This is a genomic window from Achromobacter sp. D10 (genome assembly GCF_035282245.1).
GTDB lineage: Bacteria > Pseudomonadota > Gammaproteobacteria > Burkholderiales > Burkholderiaceae_B > Achromobacter > Achromobacter insolitus.
This window is the reverse complement of the sequence record NZ_JAYJLE010000001.1, coordinates 776,365-795,821: the sequence shown is the minus strand read 5'-3', so window position 1 is coordinate 795,821 and position 19,457 is coordinate 776,365. Positions and strand designations below refer to the sequence as shown.

Sequence of the window (19,457 nt, the reverse complement as noted above, 5' to 3'; positions counted from 1 at the left end):
GATTGGTCAGGCTCCGTCACGGCCGATAGCATGGGGGTTGCCCTTTTTTTCCCAATCCAGGAGTCCCTCATGACCCGCTCGATCTCCGGCCGCGTGGCCGAACTTGGCCTGACCCTCGAAGCCGCTGCCGCGCCGGCTGCCAACTACGTGCCGTTCGTGCAGGAAGGCAACCTGCTGTATATCTCGGGCCAGATATCCCGCAAGGGCGGCAAGGCAGCGTATCTGGGACGCCTGGGCGACCAAGTCTCGGATGCCGACGGCGTGGAAGCCGCGCGCCTGTCGGCGCTGGGCCTCCTGTCGCAAATTGCCGCCGCCACCGGCGACAAGCTGGATCGCGTGGCCCGCGTCGTGCGCCTGGGGGTGTTCGTGGCCAGCACGCCGGACTTCAATCGCCAAAGCGCCATCGCCAACGGCGCCTCGGACCTGATGGTCGAGGTCTTCGGCGACGCAGGCCGCCATGCGCGCAGCGCCGTCGGCGTGGCCTCCCTGCCGCAGGGCGTGGCAGTGGAAGTCGAAGCCGTGATCGCCCTGACGCAAGCCTGATTCCCGCCGGAGCCGCCATGTCCGCCCCCTTGACCGCCAGCACCATAGAGGCGTTGCGCGCCCAGACGCCGGGTACGCAGACCACCGTCCACTTCAATCATGCAGGAGCATCGCTGCCCTCGGCGGCGACGCTGCAGGCCATCCAGGCGCACCTGCAACGCGAAGCCACGCAGGGGCCCATGGAAGCGGGCGTGGCATCCCGCGAACTGACGGAGAAAGCCCGCGCGCTGGCGGCGAGACTGCTGAACGCGGACCCGGCCGAAGTCGCTCTGACGGGTGGCAACTCGCCCGGCTGGGGAGCGGCGTTCGCGGCGCTGGAACCCTGGCTCCCGGGCGACCGCCTCCTGGTTGGCCGCCACGAATGGGGCGGCAACCTGGCCGTCATGCGGCTCAAGGCGCAGCGCGCTGGCGCCACGCTGGAGACCATCCCTTCAGACGATAGCGGCTGCGTCGACGCCCAGGCGCTCGAAGCCATGCTGGACGAACGGGTGCGCCTGATCGCGCTGACCTGGCTGCCGGCCAATGGCGGCCTGATCAATCCCGCCGCCGCCGTCGGCAGCGTGGCACGCCGCCACGGCATCCCGTACTTCGTGGACGCGGCACAGGCGGTCGGCCAATTGCCGGTGGACGTGGCCCAGATCGGTTGCGACGTGTTGAGCGGCGCGGGCCGCAAGGCGTTGCGCGGCCCGCGCGGCACCGGCCTGCTGTACGTGCGGCGCGGCTTCCTGGATCGGCTCACACCCGCCTTCGTCGACACCCACTCCGCGCCTCTGGGCGCAGACGGCGAGCCTGTGCTGCGCCCGGATGCCGCTCGCCTGGAATCCGCGGAAGCCTCGCTGGCGCTGCGCTGCGGCCTGGCCAACGCCTTGCGGGAAGCGCTGGACATCGGCCTGCCAGCCATACGCGCGCGCATCGACGCCACGGCCGAGTCACTGCGAACGGAACTGGCCGCCATCCCGGGCATCACGGTTCTGGACCAGGGCCGGGAACGCTCGGGCCTGGTGTCCTTCAACGTAGCCGGCCAGGACGCGGTATCGGTCCAGCGCGCCATGGCCGCGCAGGGCATCACCATCGGCAGCAACGGCGTGCCCTACACCCCGCTGGATATGCAAGCGCGAGGCTTGACGCAGATCGCGCGGGCGTCGGTCAGCTATCTGACCAATGACGCGGAGATCGACCGTTTGCTGCAAGGCTTGCGCGCGTTGGCCCGCTAGCCTGCGCGTGCCTATGCATCGCAGGCCGCGGTGCGCCGCGCGTAAGGCGTCCACTTGGTAAAGACCAGCAGGTTGCCCAACATCACCAGCGCCAGGCCCAGCAGGGCCGGCGCCGTCCACTGATAGCCTTCGGCAAAGGTGGACACGCTCAGGGCCACGACCGGAAACAACACGGTGCAGTAGGCTGCGCGCGCCGGCCCCATGCGGCCCACCAGTGTCAGATAGGCGGTGAAGCCGATCACGGACCCGGGGATGGCCAGATAAAGCAGGGCGCCCACGTAGGAAGCCGAAGTATCGAATTCGAACGGCAGGCCGGCAGCCAAGCAGCCCACCAGCAGGATGGTCGCGCCGTAAAGCATGCTGTAGGCATTGCCGGTCAAGGGCCGGATGCCCGCGCGCTGTTGCAGGGATGACAGCATGTTGCCCGTCGAAAAGCAGAATGTGCCCAGTAAGGCGAAGCCCAGGCCCAGCAAGGTTTCATGGCTGGCCTCCTGGCCTGCCAGTTCCGGCCAGAACAACAACACCAGCCCGGAAAAGCCGAGCCCGCCGGCCACCATCACCCGTGGCGCAATGCGGGTGCCAAACCACAGGCGGGCGTTCAACGCATTCCATAGCGTCGCCGCCGAGAACACCACCGACACCAGGCCGCTGGGGATCCATTGCGTCGCCGTGTAAAAGCACAGGAAATTCAGGCAGAAGAGACACAGCCCCTGGCCCACGCACAGGCCATGGCCGCGCCGGTCCATTTTCTGGAGCTTGCGGGTCAGCGCCAGGACCACGAACAGGACCATGCCTGCCAGCGCAAACCGGTAAAAGATGGAGACCGGAATGGCCACCACGCCCAGTTGAAGCTTGATGGCGATCCAGGTGGTACCCCAGATGACGACGGTAAGAAAATACAGGAAGAGGTTCACGATGCTGTGCTGAAACAGGGACGCGGAAGGGCGGTCCGGGAAGCCAGTGTGCGCCCGCCCGGCTGGCCAGGATTGCCGGTTCTTGCGGTTTTCTTGCTTGCGCGCGCGCGTCGCGCGCGAGATCGCAGTAGCATTCCATCCATATGGCTACCGTCGCTTCGGCTCCGGCCGATTTCTCTGTTTTCCGCACCCTGTCGAGCTCCACCGCGACGCTGGGGCGCGCCGCCACGCTGGGCGAGGGCCTCGCCATCTCGCAATGGTCGCGCAGCGCCCGCGAGACGCTGGGCTACGACAACCCCGGCCATCACACCTTGTCGCTCTACCTGCACGGCGGCGACAAGTCGTTCCGCGTGGGTCAGGACACCCTGCATGGCGGCGCGGGCAAGTTCTGCGTGCTGCCCTCGGAGCACTACTCGCGCTGGAGCATGAACGACACCGTGCACTTCCTGCACCTGTACATCGCGCCGGAACGCCTGGCCCGCGAAGCCGTCATGCGATTGGACTGCGAGCCCCGCACGCTGGAGCTGCGCGACCGCACCTACATCCATGACGAGTCGCTGATCGACGTGTGCCGGCAACTGATGGGCACCGACTGGAACCAGCCCGCCGACCGGCTGGCGGCCAGCAGCGCGGCCGAAACCGTGCTGCACCACTTGCTCAACCAGGGCGTGGCACGCAAGCCTGGAGCACCGCTGCGAGGCGGCCTGGCGCCTGCCGTGCGCCGGCGCATCATGGACTATGTCGACGCGCATCTGGCCAAACCGCTGACTCTGGACGAATTGGCCGGCGTGGCGGCGCTCTCGACCTACCATTTCGCCCGGATGTTCCACACCTCTTTCGGCGAGCCCCCGCACGCCTGGGTGCGGGCACGGCGGCTGGCGCATGCGCGCACACTGCTGGAGGCTGGCAAGGGCGACCTCGCCGGCATCGCCCAGGCCAGCGGCTTCGGCAACGCCAGCCACTTGGCGCGGGTCTTCCGTGACGCCGTGGGCGTTACGCCTGGACAATACCGCAGCGCGCGCGCCAGGCACTGAGCCGGCGCTACGGCCCCGTTTCCCGGCCCGCCCGGTCTACAATGGTCCACCGCCCCCAGGGGCCTGACCGTACCGCTGCCCGACGCGATGCCGTCTACGACCTCTCGCGATTCCATCCCTACGGCTGACCCCGTGAACGCCGGCCCCGTGCGCGCGCACTGGCTGGCCGAGTTGATCCGCCTGCGCGAAGCCCATTGGGGACCGCTGGAAGACGCGGACGCAGTGCGCCGCGTGCGGCAGCAGGACGTTGATCTGCCCTCGCGCATCCTGGCGCGCGCTGCGCTGCTGGCGCAACGCGACAACCTCATATCCCTGGTCAACACCTGGCGCCGCAGCGCCCTGGCCATCCTCGCCGCCCTGTTCCTGCTGGCCGCGCTTTCCGGCGCCGGCGCCGCGCTGGGTGCATTGGGCGACGGATCACGGCCGGTCAACGTATTGTGGGCGCTGGGCGCATTGCTGGGCCTGCATGCGGTCACGCTTGTGCTTTGGCTCGCCAGCTTCTTGCTGCGGGCCTCGTCCATCACGGGACTGGGGCGCGTCTGGCTCTGGGCCACGCGCAAGCTGGCCCGCGGCCCCGACGGCGCGCTCGTGCCGCAGGCCTTCCTGAACCTGCTGGCCCGCGCGGGCGCGTTGCGCTGGCTATTCGGCGGCATCAGTCACCTGTTGTGGCTCACCGCCTTGTGCGCCGCGCTGGCGGTCCTGCTGGCCGTGCTGTCCACTGCCAGCTACCGCTTCATCTGGGCCACCACCTTGCTGGCGCCCGACACCTTCGTGCGCCTGACACAGGCCATAGGCTGGCTGCCGGCGCAGTTGGGATTTCCGATGCCGGACGCGGCCATGATCCGCGCCAGCGACGGCGCCCAGACCCTGCCCGCCCAAGCGCAGGTGCAGTGGTCGCTCTGGCTGATCGGCGTGCTGGTCGTCTACGGCATCCTGCCCCGCCTGCTGGCTGGCGCGTTATGCGTGGCCGGCTCGCTGCGCGCCCTGCGCGGCCTTCGCATCGATCCGTCCTTGCCTGGCTTTTCCACCTTGCGCGACCGTCTGGAACCGCCCGCCCTGTCCACCGGCATAGACCGCCCGGTCGACCCCTTGCACGAACCGCGAGTCGGCGCGCCATCGCTGGCGGGCCTCGGCGGCCAGCCCGTATTGCTGGGTCTGGAGCTGCCGCCAGACCTGGCATGGCCGCCCGCCGATATGCCGGGCGGCATCCAGCAGGCCGGCAATCTGGACACCCGCGAAGAACGCAACCGGGTGCTGGACGCGCTGGCCAGCAAGGCCGCCACGCGCATGCTCATCGCCTGCGATGCGCGCCAGACGCCGGACCGCGGCACACTGTCCCTGATCGCCGAACTGGCCGCGCATGCGGAGCAGACCCGTGTGTGGCTGGTCTCGCCGCGCGCAGGCGCCGATGCGCCGCCCACCCGCGCAGCGTTATGGCGCGAACGCCTGCTTGCGCTCGGCCTGCCTGCCGATGCCGTGTTGCAAGCGCCCGTCGCCCCGTTCGGCTGGCTGGAGTCCGGCCATGGCTGAAGAGCTCATCAAAATCGCTGTGGTCGGCCATACCAACACCGGCAAGACGTCGCTGCTGCGCACCCTGACGCGCGACACCACTTTCGGCGAAGTGGCCGACAGTCCCGGCACCACGCGCCACGTCGAAGGCGCGCGCCTGCGGCTTGAAGGGCGGGCCGTGCTGGAATGGTTCGACACGCCGGGCATGGAAGACAGCATCTCGCTGCTGGAATACCTGGAAAAACTGGACAGCCCGCAAGAGCGCCTGGACGGACCGGCGCGCATCCGACGCTTCCTCGATACGCCCGAAGCACACGGCCGCTACGAACAGGAAGCCCGCGTGCTGGCCAAGATGCTGGACTGCGACGCCGCGCTGTATGTCATCGACGCGCGCGATCCGGTGCTGGGCAAACACCGCGACGAGCTCGCCATCCTGGCCGCCTGCGGCCGGCCTCTGCTGCCGGTGCTGAATTTCGTCAACGCTCCCGCGCATCGCGCCGACGAATGGCGCGCCGCCATGGCGCGCTTGGGCCTGCACGCCGTCGTGGAGTTCGACACCGTCGCGCCGCCGCTGGATGGCGAACAGCAGCTCTACGCCAAGCTCGGCGTGCTGCTGGACCGGCACGCGCCCGCGCTGGCCCGGTTGTCCGCCAGCCTGGCCGCGCAGCGCCAAGCGCGCCGCAACGCGGCTTACGAGCTGCTCGCCGATCTGCTGATCGACGTGGCGGCCCTGCACGTATCCAGCGCCAGCGACGACACGGCGCTCGCCGCCGCATCGGGCAAGCTGCGCGATCACGTGCGCCAGCGCGAACAGACCTGCGTCAATGCCCTGCTGGCGCTTTATAACTTCCGCGCGGCGGATTTCACCGACGACGCGCTGCCCCTGCAAGGCGAGCGCTGGGGCATGGACCTGTTCCATCCCCAGGCGCTGAAGGACATGGGCGTGCAGGTCGGCATGGGGGCCGCCGCCGGCGCCATGGCCGGAGCCGCCGTGGACCTGTTCAGCGCCGGCCTGAGCCTGGGCACAGGCATGCTGATCGGCGCCGCCGCCGGCGGCCTGTGGCAAGGCGTGGAAAAGCTGGGCAAGCGCGTGGCCGGCAAGCTGCGCGGCTGGCGCGAAATCAGCGTGGATGACGCGGTGCTGCGCCTCCTGGCCCTGCGCCAGCGCCAACTGATCGAGGCACTCGAGCGCCGCGGCCACGCCGCGCGCGACCCATTGAGACTAGACCATCCGGAGGACGAAGCCTGGCGCAAGGGGCCCTTGCCCGAAGCGCTGAAAGAAGCCCGCAGCCGGCCTGAATGGTCCGCCTTGGGCGAGCACTACGAAGACAGCGACCGCCGCAAGCGCGTGGTGCGCGAATTGGCGAAAACCCTTGCCGACGCGCCGGCGCCAGGCGCCTGAGCGCGCAAGCGTACGTCTTGGCGCACGCACCATTCCCCGCCGCCGGCAAGCAAGGACTAACCCCAATCCAAACCGATTGACGCTTAAACGAATGGGTCTATAAGATTCGTTCTGCATCGGCGTGGGTCCGTCCCCGTCATGATAATCACAAGGGGTTGGGTCTATCGTGAAGTCGAAGTCCTGCGCAGTGATTCCCGGCAGCGCCATCGTAGGCGGCCCGCGCGCGGCTGGCGCCGCGTCTTGTCAGACCCCGATCCGTATTTCGTCGTAAGCAGCAACGCCATGCCCCGGTTCCCCATGGGGCCGGGGCCCTGTCACTTCTGTCGCGCTATCCGCGCACCAACGGAGCATGAGGGCTATGCGTACTATTCCCCACCTGAAGCAAGCTGCGCTCGCCGCCGCCGTCGCCGCCTCGCTGGCATTCAGCGCCGGCGCGGCCGCCAAGACCTTTCATTGGTCCTACCAAGGCGATGCGACGTCCATGGATCCGATGGCCCTGAACGAAACGTTCACGCTCGGCTTCCAGGGCAACATCTACGAAACGCTGGCCGGCTACGACGGCAACCTGAAACTCACTCCATTGCTGGCGGAAAGCTGGGAAAACCCAGAACCCACCAAATGGGTGTTCAAGCTGCGCAAGGGCGTGAAATTCCACGACGGTTCGCCGTTCACGGCGGACGACGTCATCTTCTCCTGGAAGCGCAGCCTGACGCCGGGCTCCGACATGAAGGGCTATGGCGCCAAGGCCTCGGACATCAAGAAGGTCGACGACTACACCATCGAGGTCACCACGCCCACGCCCAACCCAATCCTGCCGCGCGAATGGGTGTTCCTGTACATCATGAGCAAGTCGTGGGCTGAAAAGAACAAGACCACCGAAGCCACCAACGTCAAGGGCGACAACCAGGGCAACTACGCCAACCTCAACGCCAACGGCACTGGCCCATTCATGCTGGTCTCGCGCCAGCCCGACGTGAAGACGGTGCTCAAGCGCTACGACGGCTACTGGAACAAGAACATCAAGACCAACGTGGACGAGGTCATCTTCCAGCCGATCACGCAGGAAGCCACCCGCGTCGCGGCGCTGATCTCCGGCGAAATGGACCTGGTGCAGCCCGTGCCCGTGCAGGACTGGAAACGTCTCGAAGACGCCAAGGGCGTAAAACCGCTGACCGCGCCCGAAGCACGCGCCATCTTCATCGGCATGGACCAGGACCGCGACGAACTGCTGTTCTCGGACGTGAAGGGCAAGAACCCCTTCAAGGATCCCAAGGTGCGTGAAGCCGTGGTGCTGGCCGTGGATACCAAGGCCATCAACGAGAAGATCATGCGCGGGGCGGCCAAGCCGCTGGGCTCGCTCATCGCCACCGCCATCAACGGTTATGACGATTCCTTCGGCGCGCCGTACAAGCCGGATCCCGAACGCGCCAAGAAGCTGCTGGCCGAAGCAGGCTATCCCAAAGGCTTCACCGTGACCATGGACTGCCCGAACGACCGCTACGTCAACGACGAAAAGGTCTGCCAGGCCGTGGCCGGCATGCTCGCGCGTGTGGGCATCAAGATCAACCTGCTGGCGCAGACCAAGTCCAAGTACTTCGGCAAGATCCTGCTGCAGGCCGGCAACCAGACCAGCATGTACATGCTGGGTTGGACGCCCAGCTCCACCGACGCGCACAACACGCTGCTGAACCTCACCTCGTGCCGCAATGCCAAGACCGCGGCCGGGCAGTTCAATCTGGGCGGCTACTGCAACAAGAAGGTCGACGAGCTCACCGACAAGATCGGCGTGGAAACCGACCAGGCCAAGCGCAACGCGATGATCAAGGAAGCCTTCGGCATCGTGCGCAGCGACTTCGGCTACCTGCCGCTGCACCAGCAACCCATGTCCTGGGGCGTGAAGGACAACATCAAGGTCATCCAGCGCGCCGACGACGTGCTCGACTTGCGCGACGTCGTCCTGCCGTAAATCCCTGACGATGTGAGCCCCGGATGGCGCAAGCCGTCCGGGCGCGCCCGGCCCAGCCCCGCTTCCCGCTTGCAACGGAAACGCGGCCCGGCGTCATCTGCAAACGAGGGCTCCCGATAATGCTTTCCTTTATTGCGCAACGGCTTATCCAGTCGGTGCTGGTGATGTTGACGGTGGCGCTGATCGCGTTCTCCATGTTCCGCTATGTCGGCGATCCGGTAGCCAGCATGGTCGGCCAGGACACCACGCCTGAACAACGCGCGCAACTGCGCGGCGAACTCGGCCTGGACGACCCTTTCGTGGTCCAGTTTGCGCGCTTCGTCGGCAACGCTGCGCAAGGTGATTTCGGCATTTCATACCGCCAGCGCCGGCCAGTCAGCGAACTGCTTGAAGAGCGCATGCCCGCTACGCTGGAACTGTCGTTCGTCTCCGCCGTCATGGCGCTGGCGCTTGGCATCCCGATGGGCATCTACACCGCGCTCAAGCGCCACGGCGTGCTGTCCAAGACTTTCATGGCAATTTCACTGGCCGGCATCTCACTGCCCACGTTCCTTATCGGCATCCTGCTAATCCTGGTCTTTGGGGTGCAGCTGCGATGGCTGCCAAGCTTCGGGCGCGGCGACGTAGTCAGCCTGGGCTGGTGGACCACGGGGTTCCTGACCAAATCCGGCTGGCTGGCGCTGATCATGCCGGCCATCACATTGGCGCTTTTCCAGATGACGCTGATCATGCGCCTGGTGCGCGCAGAGATGCTGGAGGTGCTGCGCGCCGACTTCATCAAGTTTGCGCGCGCCCGCGGCCTGCCGGAACGCCTGATCAATTTCCGCCATGCCCTGAAGAACACGATGGTCCCCGTGATTACGATCACGGGGCTGCAGCTGGGCTCCATCATCGCTTTCGCCATCATCACCGAGACGGTGTTCCAGTGGCCCGGCATGGGGCTCTTGTTCATCCAGGCCATCAGCATGGTGGACATCCCCGTCATGGCCGCCTACCTGGTGCTGATCGCCTTCATGTTCGTGCTCATCAACCTGGTCGTCGACCTGCTGTACTTCGCCGTGGACCCGCGTCTGCGCGTGCAGAGCAAATGATGAATAACCCCCACGCCGCGCCTGCGGCTTGCTGCCCCCCGAGGGGGCGCTTTTTACCTTGGGACGGCCCGGCGGTAAAAAAGGAAATCATATGATTGCTCGCATCGCTCCATTCTTCACCCGCGCGGCGGACAGTGACCTCTGGCACAGCTTCAAGCGTTCGCCGGGCGCGATCATCGCCGCGATCGTCACGCTGGCCATCTTGCTGGGTGCGCTGTTTGCGCCTGTCGTCGCGCCGCACAACCCCTTCGACCTGGCGTCCTTGAGCATCATGGACGCCAACACGCCGCCGTCGTGGGAAGAGGGCGGCAGTCCCGACTTCCTGTTGGGCACCGACGACCAGGGCCGCGACATCCTGTCGGCCGTGCTGTACGGTTCGCGCGTGTCGTTGCTGGTGGGCTTTGCCTCAGTGCTGTTCTCTATGGTGCTGGGCGTGACGCTGGGCCTTATCAGCGGCTACGCCGGCGGCCGCGTGGACAGCTTCATCATGCGCATCGCCGACGTGCAGCTGTCGTTCCCTGCCATCCTGGTAGCGCTGCTGATCGACGGCGTGGCGCGGGGCCTCTTGCCGCGCGACATGCACGACCAGTTGGCGCTATACGTGCTGATCTTCGCCATCGGCATCTCCGGCTGGGTGCAATACGCCCGCACCGTGCGCGGTTCCACGCTGGTGGAACGCAACAAGGAATACGTGCAGGCAGCCCGCCTCATCGGCATTGGTCCCTTCACCATCCTGCGCCGGCATATCCTGCCCAACGTCATGGGGCCGGTGCTGGTCATCGCCACCATCCACCTGGCCATCGCCATCATCACAGAAGCCACGCTTTCGTTCCTGGGCGTGGGCGTGCCGCCCACGGCGCCGTCGTTGGGCACATTGATCCGCATCGGCAACAGCTACCTCTTCTCCGGCATGTGGTGGATCTCCATATTCCCCGGCATCGCGCTGGTGGCGCTCGTGCTGTCGGTCAACCTGCTGGGCGACTGGCTGCGCGACGCGCTCAACCCCAAGCTGCGCTGAGGACGCCATGGCCCTGTTGAACATTGAAGACATCCGCATCGAATTTCCCAGTCGCCGCGGCACGCTGGTGGCCGTGGACGGCGTCTCGCTCTCGCTGGAAAAGGGCGAGATCCTCGGGGTGGTGGGCGAATCGGGCGCCGGCAAGTCCACCATAGGCAATGCCGTGATCGGCCTGCTGGAAGCGCCTGGCCGCCTGGCTGGCGGCGCCGTGCTGCTGAACGGCGAACGCATCGACACGCTCAATCCCGCGCAAAAACGCAAAGTTCGCGGCCGCCGCATCGGCATGATCTTTCAGGATCCGCTGACCTCGCTTGACCCGCTGCAGACGGTGGAAAGCCAGCTGGTCGAAACCATGCAGGTACACCTGAACCTGTCGCAGGCCGAAGCGCAAAAGCGCGCCGTGCAGTTGCTGGCGCAAGTCGGCATCGACAAGCCAGAGCTGCGCGTCAAACAGTACCCGCATCAATTCTCCGGCGGCATGCGGCAGCGCGTGGTGATCGCGCTGGCACTGTGCTGCGAACCCGAAGTCATCATTGCCGACGAGCCCACCACCGCGCTCGACGTGTCCATCCAGGCTCAGATCCTGGAACTGCTCAAGAAGCTTTGCCGTGAAGAGCAGGTCGGCATGATCATCATCACGCACGACATGGGCGTGATCGCGGACGTGACTGACCGCGTGGCGGTGCTGTATCACGGCAAACTGGTCGAACAGGGTCCTACCGCCAAGATCCTGGGCGATCCCGACCATCCGTACACCCGCAGCTTGATCTCGGCCGTGCCGCGTCCCGATATCAAGCTCAAGCGCTTCCCGCTGGTCACTTACATCGAGGACGTGAAGAAGCCCGCGCAACCGCTGGACCTGGCCACGCACTGGCTCGGGCAGCGCCGCGACTTCGGCGCGCGCACTGACGGCCCGCTGGTGCAGGTGCGCGACTTGAGCATGCGCTTCGTCTTGAAGAGCGCGCTGCTCAAGCGCAACCAGCGCACGCTGGACGCGGTCAAGCGCGTCAACTTCTCGATTGGCGAGGGCGAGGTATTCGGCTTGGTGGGCGAGTCCGGTTCCGGCAAGTCCACCGTCGCGCGGCTGATCTCCGGCCTGTACACGCCCAGTGAAGGCTCGGTCAATTTTGGTGGCACCGACCTGACCGCGCTCAAGGGCGAAAAGCAGCTGAACCCGTTCCGGCGGCAGATCCAGATGATCTTCCAGGATCCGTTTTCCTCGCTCAATCCGCGCATGCGCGTGCTGGACATCGTGGCCGAACCGATCCGCTTCCACAAGCTCGCCGCAAATGAAGCAGAAGCACGCCGCATCGTGGCCGACTTGCTGGACGTGGTAGGCCTGGGCGACCGCGCCGCCGAACGCTTCCCGCACGAATTTTCAGGCGGACAGCGTCAACGCATCTGCATCGCCCGCGCCCTGGCCACGCGCCCCCGCTTCCTGATCTGCGACGAACCGACGTCGGCGCTGGACGTCTCGATCCAGGCGCAGATCCTGAATCTGCTGAAAGACCTGCAAGAGGAACTCGGCCTGACCATGCTGTTCATCAGCCACGATCTGCCGGTGATCCGCCAGATGTGCGACCGCGTGGGCGTAATGCGCTATGGCGAGCTCCTGGAAGTGGCAGATACCGAAGACCTCTTCGAACGCCCGCAGCATCCCTACAGCCAACACCTGCTTGGCCTCATGCCCCGCCTGCAATCCATGTCCCGCGAGGGCCTGGACGTGGCGGAGTAGCGCCAGGCGCAATCCGGAGCGAGACATGACGGCAACACGACAGACCCTGTTCATAGGCGGCCAGGTTTTCGACGGCAAGGGCAAGCTGCTGCCCAACCACGGCGTGCTGGTCGAAGACCGGCACATCGCGCGCGTGGCGCCGGCCGGTGAGTTCTCCGGGTATGCGGGCATCACCGTACGCACCGACGGCATGACCCTGATGCCCAGCCTGGCCGACTGCCACGTCCACCTGGTCTACACGGGCGGGGCCGATCCGAACGCCCAACTGAGCAAGCAGGGTCCGGCCCAGATCACGCTGACCGCGCTGGAAAACGCCCAGGCCAGCCTGCGCGGCGGCGTCACCGCGCTGCGCGATTGCGGCGGCAAGGACTACCTGGAGTTCGGTGTGCGCGACGCCATCGCGCGCGGTGTGTTTCCAGGGCCCACGATCAAGGCCTCGGGCCGCATCATCTGCATGACGGGCGGCCACGGCAACCGCATCGGCCGTGTCGCCGATGGCTGTGAAGACGTGATCAAGGCCGTTCGCGAGCAGGTGCACGCCGGTTGCGACCTGGTGAAGATCATGGCCACGGGCGGCGTCATGACGCCGGGCGTCAGCCCCATGGACGCGCATTACAGCTTCGATGAAATGAAGGCTGGCGTGCATGAAGCCAAGCGTTTCCGCAAAAGCACCGCTAGCCACGCGCAAGGCACGCTGGGCATTCTGAATGCGGTGCGCGCCGGCATCGACTCGATCGAACACGGCATCTTCATGGACGATGAGTGCCTGCGCGAGATGCTGGACGCCCAGACCTATCTGGTGCCCACCATCGCAGCCGTGCGCAACATCATCGCCAATGCCGACAACGGCATCCCCGCCTATGCCGTCGAAAAGGCGCGCGCGGTGGAGCAGCGCCACCGCGAATCGTTTCAGATGTACTACAAGGCAGGCGGACGCATCGCACTGGGCACCGACGCCGGCACCCCGTTCAACCTGCATGGCGAGAACGCCATGGAACTTGCCTACATGGTGGAGTTCGGCATGACGCCCGTGGATGCCCTGATTGCCGGTACGTCGCGCGGCCACGACCTGATGGGCATGGACCTGCACGGCGCCATCGCCGATGGCAATGTGGCCGACCTGCTGCTGGTGCAGGGCGATCCCACCGAAGACATCACGAAAGCGGCCGACAAGCGTTTCCACGTCGCAGTACTGCGTAACGGGGAAGTCGCGGCCGGCGCCTTGCCGCTCTGAGCCGACCCCGGCCCGGAACCGCAAATGAAAAAGCCGCCGCGCCCTGGGCGCGGCGGCCTTCGATACCGCCTCTGCTGCGGGCGGTTCGCCCGGTTTAGCGAGCGCCGCCCATCGCGCCGCTCATCACCATCATCAGGAACTGTTCAACAGGCATCTTCTTGCCATTGAAGTCGACCTGGCCGTCGGCGTAGTTCAGGTAGGTCACGATGTTGTTGTTCTCGACCTTGGCCATGCCCATGGCGGTAGCCATGGTCCCCACCATTTCAGCCTGGCCCTTGGCGGTTTGCTGAGCCTGCTCGGCCGGCACGCCACGCACCTGCGGCTCGATGGCCATCAGGTCGCTCAGGTTGCCCTTGGACAGCACCAGCTTGGCGTTGAGCTTGCGGATCGTCTGCATCAACGTATCGGCGAATTCGCCGTCCAGCGAGGCCGGCTTGGCCATGTCCAGGTCCAGGTTGAAGGTCGACGTGCCATTGGCCGTGCGCACTTCCAGCGGCGACACCGCCAGCGTCGGATTGCCAGCCAACAGCAGTTCGACGTTGGTCTTGATGACCTGCTTTTCCTCATCCGTGAACTGGGGAGCCTGTTCCTCGTCCTTGCTCTGCATCATGCGGCGCGACGCGGCTTCATAGACGTCGTTCAACGCCTTGAAGGCCTTCGAATCCAGCTTCTGGGCGTCCAGGACCAGCTTCAGGCCGGCCATGTCCTTGTCCTGCACGTTGATCATGCCGAAATCCATGGCCATCTTCACGCCCATCAGCGAATTGGCTTCCGTCATGTCGACGGTGATGGCGGTGTCCTTGAGCTGGACCGGCGGCTTTTCCTTGGAGGTGATCGTCCAGTTCTTGAGGCCGACCTTCTGGCTGCCCACGTACATATCGTTCGAGGCCGGCGTCATGTCGCTGGTCAAGGTCAGGCCGGACATGGCCATGCTGACGATGTCGCTGTCTTCGGATTCGCCCGCCAGCACCAGGCTGTCGGCGTTCAGCGCAACCGTGCCGTGCTTGCTGCCGGTGGCGTAGGTCACATCGCCCTTCATGCCCGAGAACTTCAGGCTATTGGCGTCCTTGGCGAATTCCACCGGAGCCATGTCGAAATTGCCGGTGATGTTCTTGGCGTAGCTGACGCTATAGGCGCCGGACAGGGGCGCCGCGCCCTTGGCGGCGGCAAACCATTCCTTGACCAGGGGCGTCTCTTCCAGCTGGAAGCGGCTGGCCACCATGGCAGGAGCCAGGGAGCCCGACTTCAGGTTGGACAGCGGGAAAGGACCATGGTCCAGGTGCTCGACGAATACGAGTTCGTGATCCTGGGCCGGCTTGCCGTCGGCAGCCGGCTCGGTGAACTTGACGCGGTAGCGCTCGGTGGACGTAAACACGCCGCGGTCGAATGACACCAGCTCAACCACGGGGGTCACACCCCATTTTTCGCCGAACTTCTTCAGTTCAACATTGGCTTGCTCGATCGATTGCTTGACGAAAGCCTCGGCCTTCTGGCCCGTGTACCAGGCCGTGCCGGTCCAGACCGCGCCCAGCGCGACGACAAGGCCCAAAATTGCCGATTTTTTCATTGCAATCCTTTATTCTTCAAATGGATGAAAGCGGACGGATTATAGGTATTACAGCCTAGGGAAAACACTTATTTCGTGCAAAGGCGCTGCAATATGTTGCTTATTGATACAGGGCCATCCCTCCCGGCCGGTACCGCCACGCCACATCAGCTACAATCGCCTCGTGTGCTTTGCCAATCTGCACACGTCCGCTAGGCCCTTCGCTGCCAAGCTTCGCCCATCAGGGCGCTTCCCTTTTCTCCTTATTCGTCCGCCTGGATTGGAGTCTCTCAACTTGAGCGACGGGCTGCCGCTGGAGTTGTTTTGACTACCTCTTCCCCTTTTGCCGACCTCGGGCTGGCTGATTCCCTGTTGCGCGCCATTGCCGAGACCGGCTACACCGCACCCACTCCCATTCAGGCCCAGGCCATTCCCCAGGTCCTCAAGGGTGGCGATTTGCTCGCCGCCGCGCAGACCGGCACCGGCAAGACCGCCGGCTTCACGCTGCCCATCCTGCATCTGCTGATGCAGAAAAAACCCGAGCAGCGCAAGCCTGGCCGGCCGCGCTGCCTGATCCTGACCCCGACGCGTGAATTGACCGCGCAGGTCGAGGAATCGGTGCAAACGTACGGCAAGTACACCCCGCTGTCGTCCATGGTGATGTTCGGCGGCGTCAATATCAATCCCCAGATCTCCGCGCTGAGAAAGCCGCTGGACATCCTGGTCGCCACGCCCGGCCGCCTCTTGGATCATTGCGGCCAGAAGACGGTGGACCTGTCCGGCGTCGAGATCCTGGTGCTGGACGAAGCCGACCGCATGCTGGACATGGGCTTCATCCGCGACATCCGCAAGATCCTCGCTCTCTTGCCCAAGCAGCGCCAGAATCTGCTGTTCTCGGCAACGTTCTCCGACGAAATCCGCACCCTCGCGCGCGGCGTGCTGAACAACCCCGGCGAAGTGTCGGTCACCCCGCGCAACACCGCGACCGAGCTGGTCACCCAGACGGTGCACCTGGTGGAACAGCACCACAAGCGCGACCTCATCAGCCACATCATCCGCGAAAGCGGCTGGCACCAGGTGCTGGTATTCACCCGCACCAAGCACGGCGCCAACCGCCTGGCCGAAAAGCTGGTCAAGGATGGCCTGACCGCCGCCGCGATCCACGGCAACAAAAGCCAATCGGCCCGCACCCGCGCGCTGGCCGGCTTCAAGGACAACACCGTGACGGTGCTGGTGGCGACCGACATCGCCGCGCGTGGCCTGGACATCGACCAGTTGCCACAGGTGGTGAACTTCGAACTGCCCAACGTCCCTGAAGACTATGTGCACCGTATCGGCCGCACCGGCCGCGCTGGATCCACCGGCGCCGCGATCTCGCTGGTCGACAATAGCGAAATCAAGCTGCTCAAGGACATCGAGCGCCTGATCAAGAAGCCCATCGAACGCAAGGCCGTGGAAGGCTGGACGCCGCCGGCCACGACCGCCGCGGCCTACGACCGCCAGGAACGCGACGAAGACAACCGCAGCCCGCGCGGCGGCGGCGGCCGCAATGGCGGTCGCGGCGGCAATGGCAACGGCGGCCGCTCGCGTCCGGCGCAAAGCCAGGGCCAGGGCCAGCCACGCGCAGCTTCAGGCAACCGCGCCCCGGCGCCGGCCCGTGCCGGCGGCGAAGGCCGCGCCAGCCACGGCCCCCGCGACGGCAAGCCCGCCGACCGTCCGGCCCACGCTGGCCGCAACGAAGGCCGTCCGCAGCAGAACCACCGCCGTCCGGAAGGGTCCGCCCGCCCGGCAGGCAATGGCGGTTCCGGACGTCCTGCCGGCACCCCGCGTGCCGCGCTGCTGAGCAAGTAATATCCCGCTACCGCTACCCACGGATCCGCGCCATGCCCTTATCCACCTGGTTGACGTTCTTCCTGGCCTCCTGGGCCATTTCGTTCTCGCCTGGCGCGGGAGCGATCTCGGCGATGTCGTCCGGCCTGAAATACGGCTTCGCGCGCGGCTACTGGAACACGGCCGGCCTGATCATGGGCATCCTGTTCCAGTTCGTGGTGGTGGCGGTGGGCCTCGGTGCCGTGCTGGCCACGTCCGAAATGGCCTTCAACGTGGTCAAGTACCTCGGCGTGGCTTATCTGATTTACCTGGGCGTGCGCCAGATCCGCACGGACGCCGCGCCGGTCGCGGTGGACGCGGGCGATCCCAAGCGCGCCTCGATCCGTGAACTGGTCCTGCGCGGCTTCCTGATCAACACCATGAACCCCAAGGGCACGGTGTTCCTGCTGGCCGTGGTGCCGCAGTTCGTGGACACCTCGCTGCCGCTGGTGCCTCAGTACGCGGCCCTGGCCGGCACGCTGGCGTTCACCGACCTGGTGGCCATGGGCGTCTACACGCTGCTGGCGGCGCGCGTGCTGCGCCTGCTGCGTGACGCCAAGCATATTCGCTGGATGAACCGCACCTTCGGTTCGCTGTTCATCCTGGCAGGCGTGTTCCTGGCATCGTTCCGCCGCCATTCCTGAACCTACGCGCGGGGCATGCGCCGGCGACGGCGCATGCCCCGCGCCTTTTCATGCCCGATACCGGACCGCGCCGGGCGATACAGCGGCGCCAAGTAAAATCCTTCCGATCATGAACATCCCTCACGAAGTAGCGCGGCGCCGTACGTTCGCCATCATTTCCCACCCCGACGCGGGCAAGACGACACTGACCGAAAAGCTGTTGCTGTTCGCAGGCGCGATCCAGATCGCCGGCAGCGTCAAGGCGCGCAAGGCATCGCGCCATGCGTCATCCGACTGGATGGAAATCGAAAAGCAACGCGGCATTTCCGTGGCGTCCTCGGTGATGCAGATGGAATACCGCGATTGCGTCATCAATCTGCTCGACACCCCGGGGCACCAGGACTTCTCCGAAGACACCTACCGCGTGCTGACCGCCGTGGACGCCGCGCTCATGGTGATCGATGCCGCCAACGGCGTTGAACCTCAAACCATCCGCCTGCTGCAGGTCTGCCGGGCACGCAACACGCCCATCATCACGTTCATCAACAAGATGGACCGCGAAGTGCGCGAGCCGCTGGAGCTGCTGTCCGAGATCGAAGGCCACCTGGGCATGGACGCGGTGCCGTTCTCGTGGCCCGTTGGCATGGGCAAGGCGTTTGGCGGCGTGTTCGATATCCGCCGCGATCGCATGCGCGTGTTCCGCCCTGGCCAGGAACGCCGTTCCGACAACGACGACTTCATCGAAGGCCTGACCAATCCGGAAATCGCGCAGCGCTTCGGCTCGGCGTTCGAGCAGGCCAGCGGCGAAATCGAGCTCATCAACGAAGCCGCGCCCGCCTTCGACCGCGACCAATTCCTGGCCGGCAAGCAGACGCCCGTGTTCTTCGGCTCCGCCATCAACAACTTCGGCGTGCAGGAAGTGCTGGATGCGCTGGTAGAACAGGCGCCGCCCCCTGGCCCGCGCACGGCCATGCAGCGGGAAGTGCAGCCTGAAGAACCCAAGTTCACCGGCGTCGTGTTCAAAGTGCAGGCCAACATGGACCCGGCCCACCGCGACCGCGTTGCATTCGTGCGCGTCAGCTCGGGCCGCTTCGAGCGCGGCATGCGCCTGAAGGTCGCGCGCACCAACAAGGAAATGCGCCCCAACAACGTGGTGTCGTTCCTGTCGCAACGGCGCGAGCTCCTGGATGAGGCCTATGCCGGCGATGTGATCGGCATTCCCAACCACGGCGTGCTGCAGCTGGGCGACGTGCTGACCGAAGGCGAGACGCTGCAGTTCACCGGCCTGCCGTTCTTTGCCCCCGAGTTGTTCCAGGCGGTGGAAGTGAAGGATCCGCTGCGCACCAAGCAGTTGCGCACGGGCCTCACCCAATTGGGCGAGGAAGGCGCCATCCAGGTGTTCCGTCCCGAGGCGTCCGGCGGCTCCCTGCTGCTGGGCGCGGTCGGCCAACTGCAGTTCGAAGTGGTCGCCCACCGGCTGAAGACCGAGTACGGCGTGGACGCGCGAATGATGCCTTCCCGCTACACAATGGCACGTTGGATTACGTCTGAAAACCCCAAGGCGCTGCGCAAGTTCATGGATGCCAATGCCGCCCATATCGCCTATGATGTTGTGGATGCGGCGGCGTTTTTGATCGGTTCTCCCGCGCAGTTGCGCGTAGCCGAAGAACTGTATCCCGATGTGAAATTCCATGCCATGCGGGAGCACGGCGGCAAGGTTTTCGGAGACAAAGCGTAGACCCGTTCGGGTTCCGCACGG

At 65.7% G+C, this 19,457-nt stretch carries 15 protein-coding genes; 13 read left to right on the top strand and 2 right to left on the bottom strand.

What is annotated here, in order from left to right; all coding sequences use genetic code 11:
• Nucleotides 1-69: 69 nt before the first annotated feature.
• Nucleotides 70-543, top strand: coding sequence for a RidA family protein (locus tag VCS63_RS03800; RefSeq protein ID WP_063639200.1), 474 nt, complete (start codon nucleotides 70-72; stop codon nucleotides 541-543).
• 17 nt (nucleotides 544-560) lie between these two features.
• A complete protein-coding gene (locus VCS63_RS03795) occupies nucleotides 561-1,757 on the top strand; it encodes an aminotransferase class V-fold PLP-dependent enzyme (protein WP_323878484.1) in 1,197 nt (398 codons plus the stop codon).
• An 11-nt stretch (nucleotides 1,758-1,768) separates the two neighbouring features.
• Here the strand turns inward: VCS63_RS03795 and VCS63_RS03790 are convergent, their stop codons facing one another.
• On the bottom strand, nucleotides 1,769-2,671 hold the full coding sequence (locus VCS63_RS03790; RefSeq protein ID WP_042797459.1) for a DMT family transporter: 903 nt from the start codon (nucleotides 2,669-2,671) through the stop codon (nucleotides 1,769-1,771).
• A gap of 143 nt (nucleotides 2,672-2,814) precedes the next feature.
• Here VCS63_RS03790 and VCS63_RS03785 point away from each other — a divergent pair, with 143 nt between their 5' ends.
• From VCS63_RS03785 to VCS63_RS03750, 8 genes are all read left to right on the top strand, one after another.
• Nucleotides 2,815-3,705, top strand: coding sequence for an AraC family transcriptional regulator (locus VCS63_RS03785; RefSeq protein WP_323878481.1), 891 nt, complete (start codon nucleotides 2,815-2,817; stop codon nucleotides 3,703-3,705).
• A gap of 87 nt (nucleotides 3,706-3,792) precedes the next feature.
• A complete protein-coding gene (locus tag VCS63_RS03780) occupies nucleotides 3,793-5,235 on the top strand; it encodes a DUF2868 domain-containing protein (RefSeq protein ID WP_323878478.1) in 1,443 nt (480 codons plus the stop codon).
• Nucleotides 5,228-6,616 (top strand): GTPase/DUF3482 domain-containing protein, encoded by a 1,389-nt coding sequence (locus tag VCS63_RS03775; protein ID WP_323878475.1) that lies wholly within the window; start codon nucleotides 5,228-5,230, stop codon nucleotides 6,614-6,616. Before VCS63_RS03780 ends, VCS63_RS03775 begins: the two co-directional genes overlap by 8 nt.
• A gap of 358 nt (nucleotides 6,617-6,974) precedes the next feature.
• The gene (locus VCS63_RS03770) at nucleotides 6,975-8,582 is read left to right on the top strand and encodes an ABC transporter substrate-binding protein (RefSeq protein ID WP_042795732.1); all 1,608 of its coding nucleotides are present in this window, start codon (nucleotides 6,975-6,977) and stop codon (nucleotides 8,580-8,582) included.
• Nucleotides 8,583-8,701: 119 nt separating this feature from the next.
• Entirely contained in the window at nucleotides 8,702-9,673 is a 972-nt protein-coding gene (locus tag VCS63_RS03765) for an ABC transporter permease (protein ID WP_042795733.1), read from the top strand.
• Between the two features lie 91 nt (nucleotides 9,674-9,764).
• A complete protein-coding gene (locus tag VCS63_RS03760) occupies nucleotides 9,765-10,691 on the top strand; it encodes an ABC transporter permease (protein ID WP_042795734.1) in 927 nt (308 codons plus the stop codon).
• Nucleotides 10,692-10,698: 7 nt separating this feature from the next.
• The gene (locus tag VCS63_RS03755) at nucleotides 10,699-12,426 is read left to right on the top strand and encodes an ABC transporter ATP-binding protein (RefSeq protein WP_042795736.1); all 1,728 of its coding nucleotides are present in this window, start codon (nucleotides 10,699-10,701) and stop codon (nucleotides 12,424-12,426) included.
• Nucleotides 12,427-12,451: 25 nt separating this feature from the next.
• Nucleotides 12,452-13,660: a metal-dependent hydrolase family protein gene (locus VCS63_RS03750; RefSeq protein ID WP_063639194.1), complete on the top strand. Its 1,209-nt coding sequence runs from the start codon at nucleotides 12,452-12,454 to the stop codon at nucleotides 13,658-13,660.
• A gap of 94 nt (nucleotides 13,661-13,754) precedes the next feature.
• Here the strand turns inward: VCS63_RS03750 and VCS63_RS03745 are convergent, their stop codons facing one another.
• Complete coding sequence (locus VCS63_RS03745) at nucleotides 13,755-15,227, bottom strand: YdgA family protein (protein ID WP_042795738.1); 1,473 nt, start codon at nucleotides 15,225-15,227, stop codon at nucleotides 13,755-13,757.
• Between the two features lie 303 nt (nucleotides 15,228-15,530).
• Between VCS63_RS03745 and VCS63_RS03740 the strand changes: the two genes are divergently transcribed.
• The 3 genes from VCS63_RS03740 (at nucleotide 15,531) to VCS63_RS03730 (ending at nucleotide 19,436) form a co-directional block, all read left to right on the top strand.
• Nucleotides 15,531-17,057, top strand: coding sequence for a DEAD/DEAH box helicase (locus VCS63_RS03740; RefSeq protein WP_063639193.1), 1,527 nt, complete (start codon nucleotides 15,531-15,533; stop codon nucleotides 17,055-17,057).
• A gap of 32 nt (nucleotides 17,058-17,089) precedes the next feature.
• Entirely contained in the window at nucleotides 17,090-17,719 is a 630-nt protein-coding gene (locus VCS63_RS03735) for a LysE family translocator (RefSeq protein ID WP_042797460.1), read from the top strand.
• Nucleotides 17,720-17,828: 109 nt separating this feature from the next.
• Nucleotides 17,829-19,436, top strand: coding sequence for a peptide chain release factor 3 (locus VCS63_RS03730; RefSeq protein WP_042795739.1), 1,608 nt, complete (start codon nucleotides 17,829-17,831; stop codon nucleotides 19,434-19,436).
• Nucleotides 19,437-19,457: the final 21 nt, after the last annotated feature.